This window comes from Nocardioides sp. (assembly GCF_024509035.1).
Lineage (GTDB): Bacteria > Actinomycetota > Actinomycetes > Propionibacteriales > Nocardioidaceae > Nocardioides.
Map to the genome: position 1 here is coordinate 1 of NZ_JANINT010000256.1, position 13958 is coordinate 13958.

Here is a 13958-nt window from a genome sequence, read left to right on the forward strand (position 1 = left end):
TTCCGCCGTTCGCGTCCCGCAAGCACCTGCCGAGCCGGCTGGCCCGGCTGCGCGAGCTCGACGGGCGGGCGGCGGTGCGCGTGCGCGGGTCGGGCACGGAGTTCGACTCGCTGCGCGAGTACGTCCGCGGCGACGACGTCCGCTCGATCGACTGGCGCGCGAGCGCTCGCACACGCACCGTCGTGGTGCGCACCTGGCAGCCCGAGCGCGATCGCCGGGTGGTGATCGTGCTGGACACCTCGCGGACCTCGGCCGGCCGGGTCGGCGACGTACCCCGTCTCGACTCCGCGATGGACGCCGCCCTGCTGCTCGCGGCACTCGCCGCCCGCGCCGGCGACCGGGTGGACTTCGTCGCCGGCGACCGCCGGGTGCGCACCCGGCTGCGTGCAGCCGGCGCTCGCGACGTCGCCGCGCGGCTCCAGGAGGCGATGGCCGACCTGGAGCCCGTGATCGCGGAGGCCGACTGGGGCGGGCTCGCCGGCGCCGTGGCGGGCCTGGGCCGCCAGCGGGCCCTCGTCGTGCTGCTGACCCCGCTCGAGCCGGCGGCCGTCGAGGAGGGGCTGCTGCCCGTGCTGCCCACGCTGACCCAGCACCACCGGGTGGTCCTCGCGTCCGTCCGCGACCCCGCGCTGGAGGAGCTCGCCGCCACCCGCGCGACCCTCGACGAGGTGTACGACGCCGCCGCCGCGGAGCAGGTCCTCGACCGCCGCCGGCACACCGCCCGGTTGCTGCGGGCCCTCGGCGTCGACGTGGTCGACGCCGACGCCGAGGCGCTGCCGCCCGCGCTGGCCGACCACTACCTGTCGCTGAAGTCGCGGGGGCTGCTCTGAGCTGGCTGGGTCCCGGCCCAGGAAGCCCCGGGTCAGTCCTGCGCCGCGACCCGGTCCTCGAGCAGCGCGGCGTCGAGGTCGCCGGTGGCGCCGCGGCGCACGGCGTCACGGCCGAGCACGAACACGTAGGCGAAGAACACCGCCTCGGCCAGGAGGCCGATGCCCACGCGCGCCCAGGTCGGCAGCCCCGACGGGGTCACGAAGGCCTCGATGACGCCGCTGACGAGCAGGACCGCGACCAGCCCGAGGGCGACCGTCCCTGCGGTGCGGCCCTCGTGGGCGAGCGACTGCGCGCGGGTCAGGGAGCCCGGCTCGACCCAGGACCAGAACAGCCGCAGGCCGACTCCCCCGGCGACGAAGACCGCGGTCAGCTCCAGCATCCCGTGGGGCAGGATCAGGCCCCAGAAGTGGGCGCCGTGGTCGTGACGGATCATGATCGAGCCGATGATCGCCAGGTTCGCGATGTTCTGGAACAGCAGGTAGACGATCGGCACGCCCAGCACACCCAGGGCCAGGCAGAGCGCCGCGACCCACGCGTTGTTGACCCAGACCTGCGCGGCGAAGTGGGTGGCGGCGTACTCGCTGTAGTAGTCCTCGAAGTCGTGGGCGACCAGCTGGTCGACCTGCTCGGGCGAGAGCAGGCTCTGCTCGACGGCGGGGTGGTCGAGCAGCCACCACATCATCACGGCCGTGACGACGACGTTGGCGGCCAGCGTGCCGAGCCACCACCACCGCAACCGGTAGAGCGCCGCGGGAAAGCGATCGGTGAAGAACAGGCGTACGCCGTGCCAGGTGCCGGTCCGGGCTCCGACCGCGCGGTTGCGGGCGCGCGACAGCAGCATCGACAGGTGCGCGACCACCGTGGGGTCGGGCGCCGAGCCGCGCACGACCGAGAGGTGCGTGGCGACCTGCTGGTAGCGCTCGACCAGCTCGTCGGCCTCCGCACCGGTGAGCCGGCACTTGCGGGTCAGCTCCTCGAGGCGGCGCCACTCGGGCGCGTGCGCGCCGACGTACGCGTCGAGGTCCACGAGCCGACCTTACGGGTCGCCCCCTCCTAGACTGAGCCCGATGGCGACCCCCGAGCTCGCGACGCTCACCACCGACGACCTCGTCACCGGCGAGGCGGTCGCGCTCGACCTGCCGCCCGCCGGGCTCGGGGTCCGGATCGCCTCCGGCCTGGTCGACGTGCTCGCGACGTCGCTGCTCCTGGTCGCGCTCGTCCTGGGCCTGGTGATCGCGGCACTGCAGGCCGACGACGCGCTCATCCACGTCGCCGTCCTGGGAGCGATCATCGTCGCGCTCGTCGGGTTCCCCGCCGCCCTCGAGACGCTGACCCGGGGCCGCACGCTGGGGAAGCTGGCCTTCGGCCTGCGCACCGTCCGCGACGACGCGGGCCCCATCTCCTTCCAGCACGCCTTCGTCCGCGCGCTCGTGGGGGTCGTGGAGATCTACGCCTTCGCCGGCAGCCCGGCGTTCTTCGCAGCCCTGCTCAGCGCCCGCGGCAAGCGACTGGGCGACTTCGCGGCGGGCACGTACGTCGTGCGCGAGCGGGTCGCCCTCCAGCTGCCGAGACCGGCCCCGATGCCGCCCCAGCTGGCCTCCTGGGCTGCGCGCGCCGACCTCGCCACGCTCCCCACCGGGTTGGCGCTCGCGGTGCGCCAGTACCTCGGGCGGCTCTCGCAGATCGACCCTGCCTCCCGCGCCGCGGTCGGCGCCCGGCTGGCCGCCGCGGTCAGCGAGCACGTCGCTCCCGACCCGCCGCCGGGCACCCCGCCGGAGGTCTTCCTGGCCGCGGTCGTCGCCGCCCGCCGGGAGCGCGACGCCGCCCGGCTGGCGCGCGAGTCGGAGCTGCGGCGCCGGCTCACCCTGCGGCACTGACCCCCGGTCGGGCCGCGGAGCCGCGGGCAGGTCACGAACCGTGACCACCCGCGGGCCGAAGGTCAACAAGTTCTGCTGCCATTGGTCCCTCGCGCCGGATGGATGCCCCACCCACGATGGTCCGTACCGGCAACATCCCGTTGACGGCAGCGATGGAGATCGTCCTGCTCCCTGCAACCGGCTGAGAACTTTCAGCGGATTTGGGAGCGTTCCCACGGAAAAGTGGTGCACGTTACAGAAACGTTACGGCTCGTCCTTGACGGCGGGGAGCGTAAACGTTTGCATCATTTCCGACGGAGCGGGTTGTCGGGCACGCGGACCCAGGACGGACCTGCTGACAACGCAGAGAGGAAGCACGCATGCGGACACGCAACACGCGCCGGGGGATGGCAGTAGCTGCCACTCTCGTGAGCGCAGGACTCGTTCTCGCCGGTTGTGGCGGGAGCGACTCCGAGGGCGGCAGCGACAAGGCCGGCGGCACGTCGCCGGGCGAGGGCAAGGCGGAGTGCGCCCAGCTCACGCAGTTCGGTGACCTGTCCGGCAAGGACGTCACGGTCTACACCTCGATCGTCGCGCCCGAGGACAAGCCGCACATCGACTCCTGGAAGGTCTTCGAGGACTGCACCGGGGCGGACGTCAAGTACGAGGGCTCCAAGGAGTTCGAGACCCAGCTGCAGGTGCGCGTCCAGTCCGGCAACCCGCCGGACATCGCCTACATCCCGCAGCCCGGCCTGCTGCAGACCCTGGTCGGCACCGGCAAGGTCGTCGAGGCACCCAGCACCGTGTCCGACAACGTCGACAAGTGGTTCGGCGAGGACTGGCGCTCCTACGGCAGCGTCGACGGCAAGCTCTACGCCGCCCCCCTGGGCGCGAACGTGAAGTCGTTCGTCTGGTACTCCCCGAAGATGTTCGCCGACAACGGCTGGGAGATCCCGACCACGTGGGACGACATGCTCGCCCTGTCCGACAAGATCGCGGCCACCGGCATCAAGCCGTGGTGCGCGGGCATCGAGTCCGGTGAGGCCACCGGCTGGCCGGCCACCGACTGGCTCGAGGACGTCCTGCTGCGCTCGGTCGGCCCGGACGTCTACGACCAGTGGGTCGCCCACGAGATCCCGTTCAACGACCCCCAGGTCGTCGAGAGCCTCGACAACGTCGGCGCGATCCTGAAGAACGACAAGTACGTCAACGGCGGCATCGGCGACGTCAGCTCGATCGCCACGACCGCGTTCCAGGACGGCGGCCTGCCGATCCTCGACGGCAAGTGCGCCCTGCACCGCCAGGCGAGCTTCTACGCCGCCAACTGGCCCGAGGGCACCGACGTGTCGGAGAACGGCGACGTGTTCGCCTTCTACCTGCCCCCGATGGGTGACGAGTTCGGCAGCCCCGTCCTCGGCGGTGGCGAGTTCGTCGCGGCGTTCTCGGACGCTCCCGAGGTCCAGGCCTTCCAGACCTACCTCTCGAGCGACCAGTGGGCCAACGAGAAGGCCAAGGCCACCCCGAACGGTGGCTGGGTCAGCGCCAACACCGGCCTGGACATCGCCAACCTGGCGAGCCCGGTCGACCAGCTCTCCGGTGAGATCCTGCAGAACCCCGACGCGGTCTTCCGCTTCGACGGTTCCGACATGATGCCGGGTGCGGTCGGCGCCGGTTCGTTCTGGAAGGAAATGACGAACTGGATCACCGGCGAGAGCACCCAGGACGCGCTCGACAACATCGAGAAGTCCTGGCCGTGACGGACCTCCTCCCCGTCGGTCGCTGACCGGCGGGGAGGACCCGTTCCTGCCTCACTGCCACGGCCGCGGCACCTGCCCCAGCGGCGGGTGCCGCGGCTCGGCGCATCTCCACCGTTCCCTGATCCACTGATCTCGCCGCCCACCGACCGCCGAGCCGCCGTTCGGCCGGCCTGAGTCCATCGGGAGTGCCTGTATGTCCACAGGTGAGAAGTTCATCCAGATGCTGATCGCGATCGCGGTGTTCTTCGCCGTCGTCGCGGTCATCCTGCTCGTGACCCAGCGACTCCGGTCCCGCCGGGGTGAGCTGATCCAGTCGGCGGCGTTCGTGCTGCCGGCCATCGCCCTGATCTGCCTCGGCCTGCTCTACCCGGCCGTCAAGACCATCTGGCAGTCGTTCCACGACCGCACCGGCCAGGCCATGGTCGGGCTCGACAACTACCAGACGATCTTCACCGACTCCACCCAGCTCCTGGTGCTGCGCAACACCGCGGCCTGGGTGATCCTGGTCCCGATCATGTCCACCTTCATCGGGCTCGTGTACGCCGTGCTCGTCGACCGCTCCCGCTTCGAGAAGTTCGCGAAGGCGCTGGTCTTCCTGCCGATGGCGATCTCGCTCGTGGGCGCCTCGATCATCTGGAAGTTCGTCTACGACTACCGCGACTCCAGCAACACCCAGATCGGCATCGCCAACGCGATCATCAAGGGTCTCGGCTTCGACACCTACAAGTTCATCCTCAACGACCCGTGGAACACGGTGTTCTTGATCATCGTGATGATCTGGGTGCAGGCCGGGTTCGCGATGACGATCCTGTCCGCCTCGATCAAGGCGATCCCCGAGGACATCATCGAGGCCGCCCGCCTCGACGGCGTCGGCGGGATGAAGATGTTCCGCTACATCACCGTGCCGAGCATCCGGCCCTCGCTCATCGTCGTGCTCACCACGATCAGCATCACGACGCTGAAGGCCTTCGACATCGTGCGCACCATGACCGGCGGCAACTTCGACACCAGCGTGCTGGCCTACCAGTTCTATCGGGAGTACTTCAACTCCTACGACCAGGGCCTGGCCACGGCGATCGCCTCACTGATCTTCCTGCTGGTGATGCCGATCGTCATCTACAACGTCCGTCAGATGCGCAAGCTGGAGGCACGATGACCACCGCCATTCCCGACGAGAAGGGCGTCGAGGCCGTCGTCGCCCAGGAGCCCGTGACCGCGACCGCCAAGCGCGCGCTCAGCTCGCCGTGGGCCTCGCTGGCGGCGATCGTCATCGCCGTGCTCTGGACGATCCCGACCTTCGGCCTGCTGGTCACCTCGTTCCGGCCCGAGAGCGCGATCACCACGAGCGGCTGGTGGACGGCCGCCTGGAACGGCGGCTGGACGCTGGACAACTACGACCAGGTCCTCAACGGCAGCGACACCAACCTGGGGACGTACTTCATCAACTCGATGGTGATCACGATCCCCTCGGTGCTGATCCCGATCAGCATCGCGGTGATGGCGGCCTACGCGTTCGCCTGGATGAAGTTCCCGGGCCGCGACTTCTTGTTCGTCGCGATCTTCGCGCTCCAGATCGTGCCGATCCAGGTCACGATGATCCCGCTGCTCACGCTCTACAACAAGGCCGGCGTGACCGGTCCCGACTCCTTCGGCGGCGGCTTCTACACGATCTGGCTCTCGCACTCGATCTTCGCGCTGCCGCTGGCGATCTACCTGCTGCACAACTTCATGAGCCAGATCCCCGGTGAGCTGATCGAGTCGGCACGCGTCGACGGTGCCGCGCACGTGCAGATCTTCACCCGGATCATGCTGCCGCTGATGGCGCCCGCCATCGCCGCGTTCGGCATCTTCCAGTTCCTCTGGGTCTGGAACGACCTGCTCGTCGCCCTGGTCTTCGGCGGCGGCAGCCTCGAGGTCTCGCCGCTGACCGTGCGGCTCGCCGAGCTGTCCGGCACCCGCGGCAACGACTGGTTCCTGCTGTCGGCCGGTGCCTTCGTCTCGCTGATCGTCCCGCTGATCGTCTTCTTGTCGCTCCAGCGGTACTTCGTCCGCGGGCTGCTCGCCGGAAGCGTCAAGGGCTAGCCACCCGGCTAGCCGAGGAACACCCGTGCACGCCGGGGCCCGGAGGACCAGGAGCTGGTCAGCCGGCCCCGGCGATGTGCTGGGCGAACCACTGGTAGGACGCCTTGGGCGTCCGCGTCTGGTCCGCGGGGTCGACATGCACGATGCCGAACGTCTTGGTGTAGCCCTCCGCCCACTCGAAGTTGTCGAGCAGGGTCCAGAGGATGTACGCGCGCACGTCCGCGCCGGCCTCCCGCGCCCGCTCGGTCGCGGCGATGTGGTCGCGCAGGTAGGCGATGCGGTCCTGGTCGTCGACGACGCCGGAGTCGCCGTCGACGAAGCGGTCGTCGGCGTACGCCGCACCGTTCTCGGTGACCACGAGCGGCAGTCCGGTGCGCTCGTAGGTCTCGACGAGGAGCTCCTCGAGACCGCGCGCCTCGACCTCCCAGCCGATGGCCGTGCGCGGCTCGCGCACGACGATCGAGACGGGGGCGGCGCCCGGGTAGGCGTCGAGCTCGTGGTGCACCGGGATGCTCGGGTCGGGCACGGCCGGGCGGAACGGCGTGTAGTAGTTGATGCCGATCCAGTCGGCCGACCCGCGAGCCAGCTCGAGGTCGCCGTCACGGACGACGGTCGGGTCGGCGAGCTCGGGCGCGACCGCGAGCAGGCCCTCGTCGTAGGCGCCGTCGACCAGCGGGTCGAGCCAGATCCGGTTGCGGATCGCGTCGATGCCGTCCGCGGCCGCCTCGGCCTCCGGGGTCTCCGGCCAGAACGGCGCCAGGTTGAGCGCCATGCCGACCGCGGTCACGCCGGCCTCGTGCAGCCGCTGGGCCGCGAGCGCGTGGCTGAGCACCAGGTGGTGGGCGGCGACGTGCGCCCGTCCGCCCTCACGGCGACCGGGGGCGTGGATGCCCGCGGCGTAGCCGAGGTAGGCCGCACACCACGGCTCGTTGTGGGTGGCCCACACGCCGACCCGGTCGCCCAGGCGCTCGTGGACGATCATCGCGTAGTCGGCGAAGGCCTCGGTCGTCGAGCGCTCGAGCCAGCCGCCACGGTCCTCCAGGGCCTGCGGAAGGTCCCAGTGGTAGAGCGTGGCCGTCGGCGAGACGCCGCGGGCCAGCAGCGCGTCGACCAGGCGGTCGTAGTAGTCGAGGCCACGGGTCTCGACCCGTCCGGTGCCCTCGGGGAGGATGCGCGACCAGGACAGCGAGAAGCGGTACCACCCGACCCCGAGGCCCGCGAGCAGGTCGGCGTCCTCCTCGTAGCGGTGGTAGGAGTCGCAGGCCACCGACCCGTCCGAGCCGTCGCGGATCGCTCCGGGTCGGGTGGTGAAGGTGTCCCAGATGGAGGGGCCGCGACCGTCCTCCGTGCTCGCCCCCTCGATCTGGTAGGACGCCGTGGCGGCGCCGTACGCGAGGGTGCTTCCGTCGGGGAGGTGCAGGCTCATGGCGCCCATGCTAGTGCCTGGACCGGTAAAGTGGGAGCGCTCCCGCTGTGACGGGCATCAAGGACGTCGCCCGCGAGGTCGAGATGTCGACCGCGACGGTCTCGCGCGCCCTGCGCGGCCTCCCGGGCGTCTCGGACGAGACCCGCAGCCGTGTCCAGGAGACCGCGCGCCGCCTGGGCTACGTGCCCTCCCCCAGCGCCGCGGGCCTGGCCAGCGGCCAGACCCGGACGGTCGCGGTGATCGTCCCCTTCGTGACCCGCTGGTTCTTCGCCGCGGTCGTCCAGGGCGCCGAGGAGGTCCTGCGCGAGCGTGGCTACGACCTGCTGCTCTACAACCTGGCCGGCGATGCGTCGGCCCGGCACCGGGTCTTCGAGACCAGCCTGCTCACCAAGCGGGTCGACGCCGTGCTGGTGCTCAGCCTCAAGCCGAGCTCCGAGGAGCTGCGCCGCCTGCAGCAGCTCGGCCGACCGGTGACGATCGTCGGCGCGGACCTGCCCGGCTGGGCGACGGTGCGCATCGACGACCACCTGGCCGCCGCGACCGCCATGGAGCACCTGCTCGGGCTCGGGCACCGCCGCATCGGGTACGTCGGCGGCGCCACCGAGGGGGTGCTCGACTTCACCGCACCCACCGCGCGGCTGGCCGGCTACCGCGACGCGTTGCTCGGCGCCGGGCTCGCCGCCGACCCGGCCCTGGAGGCCAACGGCGAGTTCACCTTCGCGGGCGGGATGCGCGCGGGTCGCGAGCTGCTGGAGCGGACCGACCCGCCGAGCGCGATCTTCGCGGCGTCGGACGAGATGGCGATCGGTGTCATCCGCGCCGCTCGCGAGCTCGGCCTGCGGGTGCCGGAGGATCTCTCGGTCATCGGCATCGACGACCACGAGATGGCGGGGTTCTTCGACCTGACGACCGTGGCCCAGCCGGCGCACGAGCAGGGCCGCGTGGCCGCCCAGCAGGTGCTGCGTGCCCTCTCCCACCCCGAGTGGAAGCCCGAGCAGATCCTCCTGCCGACCCAGCTCGTGGTGCGCACCACGACCGGGCCGCTGAACCCCAGGGCCTGTTGATCACGTCCGTGGTCGGCTGACCGCCGCCATGCACGCGCGCCGGCTGCGTTGCCGCCGCTCGACAGACGACCCGGTATGCCCTCGCGACGGCGCCTTGCCAGCGCACGCACCTGACGACGCTCAGCTCGACCGAGACGTGATCACCAGGCCCTAGGCGCGCACGTAGGCCAGGTCGGTGATCGCCCGACCGGCGGCGAGGCCCTTGCGCTCGAACTTCGTCACCGGCCGCTCGTCCCACCGCTCGACGACGCCGCCCGCGAGCAGCGGCTCGGCGTCGAGCACCTCGACCATCTGGTCGGCGTAGTCGGCCCAGTCGGTCGCCAGCCGCCACTCGGCGCCGGGCGCGAGGCGGGTCGCGGCCAGGTGGGCGAAGGCCGGCGTGACCAGGCGGCGCTTGTGGTGCCGCGTCTTGTGCCACGGGTCCGGGAAGAAGGTCCACAGCGCCGCGAGGCTGTCCGGACCGACCAGGTGCTCCATCGACCACACCGCGTCGACGCTGAGGAGCCGGACGTTCGTCAGCCCCGCGGCTCCGACCCGGCCGAGCGTGTCGGCCACACCAGGCCGCCAGACCTCGATCGCGACCACGTCGTGGTCAGGGCGGCTCGCGGCGAGCGCGGCCGTCGACTCCCCGATGCCCGGGCCGATCTCGACGATGAGCGGCGCCGTACGGCCGAAGCAGCCGGCCAACGAGAACGCGGGGTCGTCGACCGCCTCGTCGGGCACCCACCACCGCTCGGCGTAGGCGTCCCAGGCCTCCTGCTGTCGCGGCGTGAACCGCGTCCCGCGCCGCGAGTAGCTGAGGACCTCGCGCATCCGACGGCCGTCCTCGGTGAGCTTGTGGTGCGGACGGGCGGGACGCGCTCCCGGGGCGGCCCCCTCGGCGGCATGGTCGGGCATGGGACCCATCATCGCCCACGGCTCCTGCGACACGGACGGACGGTCCTGCGTGGGCGGACAGCCGTCCTGTCCAACCGTGCCCTTCGACCCTGTTGAGGCTCCCGCGACCTTCATAGCGTCGGTGTTGAGGACAACGGAGGTCGGAATGAACCACACCATCGGCGATGGCCACGAGGCCGGGCGCCGGATCGCAGTCACCACGTTCCCCTGGGAGCACGAGGACATCGACGAGGTCATGGCGGCGTCCTTCGGCGTCGTCGCGCGCTACCTCGCGAAGGTCCGGGTGCCGATCACCGGCCCTGCCGTCGGCTACTACGTCAAGCAGGACAACGGCCGGTTCCTCGTCTCCGCCGGCTTCGTGGTCGACGAGGCCTTCGAGGGCGACGGCGTCGTGGAGCTGCAGCGCCTGCCCGCGAGCCGCGTCATCTCGACGGTGCACATCGGCCCCTACGACCGCCTCGGAGAGGCGTACGCCGAGCTGCAGGACCACGCGGCGCGCCACCACCTCGTGCTCGACCAGGGCGCCATGTGGGAGGAGTACCTCTCCTCCCACGAGGTCGACCCCGATCAGGTCCACACCCGTGTGTGCTGGCCGGTCACCCACGCGAACGTCTTCGCCTCGGTGCATTGAGCCACGTGGGCGCCGCTCAACCACTAGTTTGAGCGCGTGCTGGATCGCGCCCGTCTTGCAGACCTGAGAGCCGCCGAGGAGGAGCGCTTCTCCGCGACCCACCCCCGCTCGGCCGAGCTGGCGGCGCGGGCCCGCGGACCGTTGCTCGCGGGCGTCCCGATGCCCTGGATGACGCGCTGGCCCGGGAGCTTCCCGCTGTTCTTCGAGTCCGCCTCGGGGGCCCGGCTCGTGGACGTCGACGGTCGGGAGTACGTCGACCTGTGCCTGGGCGACACCGGCGCGATGACGGGCCACGCCCTCCCCCAGGTGGCCGACGCCATCGCGGCGCGAGCACGCAGCGGGATCACCACGATGCTGCCGTCCGAGGACGCGGTGTGGGTGGGCGAGGAGCTCGCGAGCCGGTTCGGGCTCCCGACGTGGCAGCTGGCGATGTCGGCGACCGACGCCAACCGGTTCGTGCTGCGCTTCGCCCGCCACCTCACCGGGCGGCCTCGGGTCGCGGTGATGGACTGGTGCTACCACGGGACCGTCGACGAGACCCTGGCGATCCTCGACGGCGACCGGGTCGTGCCTCGACCCGGCGCGCTCGGACCGCAGGTGCCGGTCGCGGAGACGACCGCCGTCGTGCCGTTCAACGACGCCGAGGCGCTCGACCGGCGGCTCGCGGTGGGCGACGTCGCCTGCCTGCTGATGGAGCCGGCACTGACCAACATCGGGATCGTCCTCCCCGAGCCGGGCTACCTCGACGCCGTCCGCGCGATCACCCGGCGCCACGGTGTGCTGCTGGTCATCGACGAGACCCACACGCTGTGCACCGGGCCCGGCGGGGCCACCGCCGCCTGGGGCCTCGAGCCCGACCTGGTGGTGGTCGGCAAGCCCATCGGCGGCGGGGTGCCGTGTGCGGCGTACGGCATGAGCGCCGAGGTGGCGGAGCGTCTCACCGGGCCGATGGTCGGCCACGAGATCGACGTCGCCGGCGTGGGCGGCACCCTCACCGGCAACGCCCTCGCGCTCGCCGCGATCCGCGCCACGCTCTCGACCTGCCTGCGCGAGGAGGACTTCGCGGTCGCGGTGCCACTGGCCGAGCGCTTCGCCACCGGGGTCGCCGGCGTCATCGCCGAGCACGAGCTGCCCTGGCACGTCCAGCGCCTGGGCTGCCGGGCGGAGTACTGGTTCTGCCCACCCCCGCGGGACGGCGCCGCCGCGGCCGCAGCGGTGGACGAGGAGCTCGAGGGCCTCCTCCACCTGTGGTGCCTCAACCGCGGCGTCCTGCTCACGCCGTTCCACAACATGGCGCTGTTCTCGCCCGCCCACACGCCGGCCGACGTCGACCGGCACACCGCGGTGTTCTCCGAGGCGCTTGACGCCCTGGTGGGGTGAGCCGGGCCACCGGGGCTTTCTGCCTGGACCGCACGGCACCTTCTTCCCTGCCCACCGCGCCGGCCGCCTCCTAGCGTGGGGAAGGAGAGGAGGGCGTGATGAGGGCGCAGATCACAGAGGAACGGGGACGCCACGCGGCGGTCACCCGGTTTCGAGGTCGATCCGGCCTCGATCGCTGAGCTCGTCGGCCAGGCGTTCGGCACGGTCGCCGCACACCTGGCACAGGAGGGGGTCTCCCCCAGCGGGCCGGCGATCGGGTTCTACGAGATCCGGCCCGACGGCCTGACCGCGTCGGTCGGGTTCGTCGTCGAGGAGCCGTACGAGGGGGACGGCACGGTGGTACCCCTGGACCTGCCGCGGTGCCAGGTCGTGACCGGGGTGCACGTCGGCCCCTACGACCACCTGCCGGCCGCCTACGAGGCACTGCGGGAGGCGGCGGCCGAACAGGGCTGCACCGTCGACGAGAGCGAGATGTGGGAGGAGTACCTCACCGGCCCGGACACCACGCCGCAGGAGACCCGCACCCGGATCTCCTGGCCGCTGCAGGACCCGCCCCACGCCCACGTGTGACGCCAGGGATGCCGACTCGGCGCGTCTGCACGTCTCAGCAGGGCCGAGTCGGCGCAGGATGCCTGGCTCACAGCGAAGGGCCCCGCCAGCCGCTCTCGCGGCTGACGGGGCCCTCACTGTGAGTCAGGCGATCACTTCGTGATCTTGGTGACCCGGCCGGCGCCGACGGTGCGGCCGCCCTCGCGGATCGCGAAGCGCAGACCCTCGTCCATGGCGATCGGCTGGATGAGCTCGACCGACATCTCGGTGTTGTCGCCCGGCATGACCATCTCCGTGCCCTCGGGGAGGGTCACGACGCCGGTCACGTCCGTGGTCCGGAAGTAGAACTGCGGACGGTAGTTGTTGAAGAACGGCGTGTGGCGGCCGCCCTCCTCCTTCGAGAGGATGTAGACCGAGGCCTCGAAGTTGGTGTGCGGGGTCGTGGTGCCCGGCTTGATGACGACCATGCCGCGCTCGACGTCCTCGCGCTTGGTGCCACGAAGCAGCAGACCGACGTTCTCACCGGCCTGGCCCTCGTCGAGCAGCTTGCGGAACATCTCGACGCCGGTGACGGTGGACTTCTGCGAGCCCTCCCGGATGCCGACGATCTCGACCTCCTCGCCGACCTTGATGATGCCGCGCTCGATGCGGCCCGTGATCACGGTGCCGCGACCGGTGATGGTGAAGACGTCCTCGACGGGCATGAGGAACGGCTTGTCCGTCTCACGCTCGGGGGTCGGGATGGCCTCGTCGACCGCGTTCATCAGCTCGATGATCGACTCGCCCCACTTGGCGTCGCCGTTGAGGGCCGGGAAGGCCGCCACGCGCACGACCGGGATGTCGTCGCCCGGGAACTCGTACTCGGAGAGGAGCTCGCGCACCTCCATCTCGACGAGCTCGATGAGCTCCTCGTCGTCCACCATGTCGCACTTGTTGAGCGCGACGACCAGGGCGGGCACGCCGACCTGGCGAGCGAGCAGCACGTGCTCGCGGGTCTGCGGCATCGGGCCGTCGGTGGCGGCGACCACGAGGATCGCGCCGTCCATCTGCGCCGCGCCGGTGATCATGTTCTTGATGTAGTCGGCGTGACCGGGGCAGTCGACGTGCGCGTAGTGGCGCGACTCGGTCTGGTACTCGACGTGCGCGATCGAGATGGTGATACCGCGCTGACGCTCCTCAGGGGCCTTGTCGATCTCGTCGAACGGCGTGAAGGGGTTCAGGTCCGGGTACTTGTCGTGCAGCACCTTGGTGATCGCCGCGGTGAGCGTCGTCTTGCCATGGTCGATGTGACCGATGGTGCCGATGTTGACGTGCGGCTTGGTCCGCTCGAACTTCGCCTTAGCCACTGTGGGCTCCTCCTGGTTGGGTTGTTACTTGACTCGTACTTGCTGGGGGTGGTGCCGAGGGTCCGCCGCGACTACTCGCCGCGCACCTTCTTGATGATCTCGTCGGCGATGTTCGTGGGAACCTCGGCGTACGAGTCGA

General features: G+C 71.0%; 13 protein-coding genes. 9 read left to right on the top strand and 4 right to left on the bottom strand.

What is annotated here, in order from left to right:
* The coding region (locus Q0L15_RS17590) for a DUF58 domain-containing protein (RefSeq protein ID WP_296605752.1) at window positions 1-830 on the top strand (830 nt) is incomplete at its 5' end.
* Between the two features lie 32 nt (window positions 831-862).
* Here the strand turns inward: Q0L15_RS17590 and Q0L15_RS17595 are convergent.
* Window positions 863-1858: a stage II sporulation protein M gene (locus Q0L15_RS17595; protein WP_296605753.1), complete on the bottom strand. Its 996-nt coding sequence runs from the start codon at window positions 1856-1858 to the stop codon at window positions 863-865.
* 40 nt (window positions 1859-1898) lie between these two features.
* On the opposite strand from Q0L15_RS17595, the gene Q0L15_RS17600 reads away from it, so the two are divergent.
* The 4 genes from Q0L15_RS17600 to Q0L15_RS17615 all read left to right on the top strand — a co-directional run bounded on the left by Q0L15_RS17600 (window position 1899) and on the right by Q0L15_RS17615 (window position 6526).
* A complete protein-coding gene (locus Q0L15_RS17600; protein WP_296605754.1) occupies window positions 1899-2708 on the top strand; it encodes an RDD family protein in 810 nt (269 codons plus the stop codon).
* A 407-nt stretch (window positions 2709-3115) separates the two neighbouring features.
* A complete protein-coding gene (locus Q0L15_RS17605) occupies window positions 3116-4444 on the top strand; it encodes an ABC transporter substrate-binding protein (protein ID WP_296605755.1) in 1329 nt (442 codons plus the stop codon).
* A gap of 193 nt (window positions 4445-4637) precedes the next feature.
* On the top strand, window positions 4638-5600 hold the full coding sequence (locus tag Q0L15_RS17610; RefSeq protein WP_296605756.1) for a carbohydrate ABC transporter permease: 963 nt from the start codon (window positions 4638-4640) through the stop codon (window positions 5598-5600).
* Window positions 5597-6526: a carbohydrate ABC transporter permease gene (locus Q0L15_RS17615; RefSeq protein ID WP_296605757.1), complete on the top strand. Its 930-nt coding sequence runs from the start codon at window positions 5597-5599 to the stop codon at window positions 6524-6526. Before Q0L15_RS17610 ends, Q0L15_RS17615 begins: the two co-directional genes overlap by 4 nt.
* A 58-nt stretch (window positions 6527-6584) precedes the next feature.
* Here the strand turns inward: Q0L15_RS17615 and Q0L15_RS17620 are convergent, their stop codons facing one another.
* Window positions 6585-7952 (bottom strand): GH1 family beta-glucosidase, encoded by a 1368-nt coding sequence (locus tag Q0L15_RS17620; RefSeq protein WP_296605758.1) that lies wholly within the window; start codon window positions 7950-7952, stop codon window positions 6585-6587.
* A 47-nt stretch (window positions 7953-7999) separates the two neighbouring features.
* Here Q0L15_RS17620 and Q0L15_RS17625 point away from each other — a divergent pair, with 47 nt between their 5' ends.
* Window positions 8000-9016: a LacI family DNA-binding transcriptional regulator gene (locus Q0L15_RS17625; RefSeq protein ID WP_296605759.1), complete on the top strand. Its 1017-nt coding sequence runs from the start codon at window positions 8000-8002 to the stop codon at window positions 9014-9016.
* A gap of 150 nt (window positions 9017-9166) precedes the next feature.
* Here the strand turns inward: Q0L15_RS17625 and trmB are convergent, their stop codons facing one another.
* Window positions 9167-9913 carry a tRNA (guanosine(46)-N7)-methyltransferase TrmB gene (gene trmB / locus Q0L15_RS17630; protein WP_296605760.1) on the bottom strand — a complete coding sequence of 249 codons (747 nt, stop codon included), beginning with the start codon at window positions 9911-9913 and terminating at the stop codon, window positions 9167-9169.
* Window positions 9914-10058: 145 nt separating this feature from the next.
* Between trmB and Q0L15_RS17635 the strand changes: the two genes are divergently transcribed.
* The 3 genes from Q0L15_RS17635 (at window position 10059) to Q0L15_RS17645 (ending at window position 12494) form a co-directional block, all read left to right on the top strand.
* Window positions 10059-10544: a GyrI-like domain-containing protein gene (locus Q0L15_RS17635; protein ID WP_296605761.1), complete on the top strand. Its 486-nt coding sequence runs from the start codon at window positions 10059-10061 to the stop codon at window positions 10542-10544.
* Between the two features lie 36 nt (window positions 10545-10580).
* Entirely contained in the window at window positions 10581-11924 is a 1344-nt protein-coding gene (locus Q0L15_RS17640) for an aspartate aminotransferase family protein (protein ID WP_296605762.1), read from the top strand.
* Window positions 11925-12095: 171 nt separating this feature from the next.
* Entirely contained in the window at window positions 12096-12494 is a 399-nt protein-coding gene (locus Q0L15_RS17645; RefSeq protein WP_366939595.1) for a GyrI-like domain-containing protein, read from the top strand.
* 131 nt (window positions 12495-12625) lie between these two features.
* On the opposite strand, the gene tuf is transcribed toward Q0L15_RS17645, so the two are convergent.
* Entirely contained in the window at window positions 12626-13819 is a 1194-nt protein-coding gene (tuf, locus tag Q0L15_RS17650; RefSeq protein ID WP_296605763.1) for an elongation factor Tu, read from the bottom strand.
* Between the last annotated feature and the right edge of the window lie 139 nt (window positions 13820-13958).